The sequence below is a fragment of the Allokutzneria sp. NRRL B-24872 genome, from assembly GCF_002155965.1.
GTDB lineage: Bacteria > Actinomycetota > Actinomycetes > Mycobacteriales > Pseudonocardiaceae > Allokutzneria.
Genome location: NZ_MUMH01000306.1, coordinates 1 through 986, shown reverse-complemented (window position 1 = coordinate 986; position 986 = coordinate 1). Strand labels below are relative to the sequence as shown.

Annotated in this window: 2 protein-coding genes and 1 pseudogene; all 3 read right to left on the bottom strand. The window is 68.2% G+C overall.

Translation table 11 applies throughout. From position 1 onward, the window contains the following. Nucleotides 1–463 (bottom strand): annotated as a pseudogene (locus CCN37_RS37650) (Asp-tRNA(Asn)/Glu-tRNA(Gln) amidotransferase GatCAB subunit B); the annotation flags it as partial. Further along, nucleotides 450–719 (bottom strand): hypothetical protein, encoded by a 270-nt coding sequence (locus CCN37_RS37645; RefSeq protein ID WP_086830189.1) that lies wholly within the window; start codon nt 717–719, stop codon nt 450–452. The gene CCN37_RS37645 and the pseudogene CCN37_RS37650, both read right to left, overlap by 14 nt. After that, nucleotides 716–986 (bottom strand): amidase family protein (locus tag CCN37_RS37640; RefSeq protein ID WP_246843552.1); only part of this gene is annotated, 271 nt, incomplete at its 5' end. The genes CCN37_RS37640 and CCN37_RS37645, both read right to left, overlap by 4 nt.

Below are 986 nucleotides of genomic sequence, written 5' to 3'. Positions count from 1 at the left end.
CGGTGGCGCCACCGACGTGCAGCGACTTGCCGGTGTCCTCCTCCATGTGCGCGCGCTCGATCTCCACCCGGAAGACCTCGCCGTCCTCCAGCACCACGTCGAGGTGGCCGTTGAAGGCGATCGGCTCGTCGTACTGGGAGGTCTGGAAGTTCTTCGGCTGGTCCGGGTAGAAGTAGTTCTTCCGCGCGAAGCGGCACCACTGCGCGATCTCGCAGTTGAGCGCGAGGCCGATCCGGATCGCCGACTCCACGCCCTTGCCGTTGACCACCGGCAGCGAGCCGGGCAGGCCGAGGCAGGTCGGGCACACCTGGGTGTTGGGCTCGGCCCCGAAGGTGGTGGGGCAGCCGCAGAACATCTTGGTGTTGGTGTGCAGCTCGACGTGCACCTCGAGCCCGAGCACCGGGTCGAAGCGCTGCATGACCTCGTCGTAGTCCATCAGGTCCGCGAAATCAGTCGTCGTCATCGCCGTCGTTCTCCCAGTCGGCAAGCATGTCCCGCTTGAGCAGCTCGATCTGCAGCATCATCGAGCCGAGCATTTCCTCGTCGTTGATCCCCGACGTCCTGCGCGTGCACCAGGTCATCTGGCCGTTGGGGTCCATGCACTTGACCACGGTCAGCGCCTCGACCGGGGTCCAGCCCTTCGGCAGCGGGAACAGCTCGACCCCGTGCAGCACCTCACCGATGGCCTTGCGGACCGCGCCGTCCTTGCCCTCGGTCATCGCACCGGCTCGAGCCGGGGAGCGGAGTTCATCAGCGGCCCGCCGCGCGCGACCTCGTAGGCGGCGGCGACCCGGTACATCCGGTCGTCGGCCAGCGCCGGGGCCATGATCTGCAGTCCGACCGGGAGGCCGTCCTCCTCGGCGAGCCCGCACGGCACGCTCATGGCCGCGTTGCCCGCCAGGTTGGACGGGATGGTGCACAGGTCGGCCAGGTACATCGCCATCGGGTCGTCCACCCGCTCACCGATCTTGAACGCGGTGGTCGGG

Coding starts and splice junctions, on each gene's coding strand:
- CCN37_RS37645 (WP_086830189.1), bottom strand. CDS start 719: ATGACCGAGGGCAAGGACGGCGCGGTCCGCAAGGCCATCGGTGAGGTG.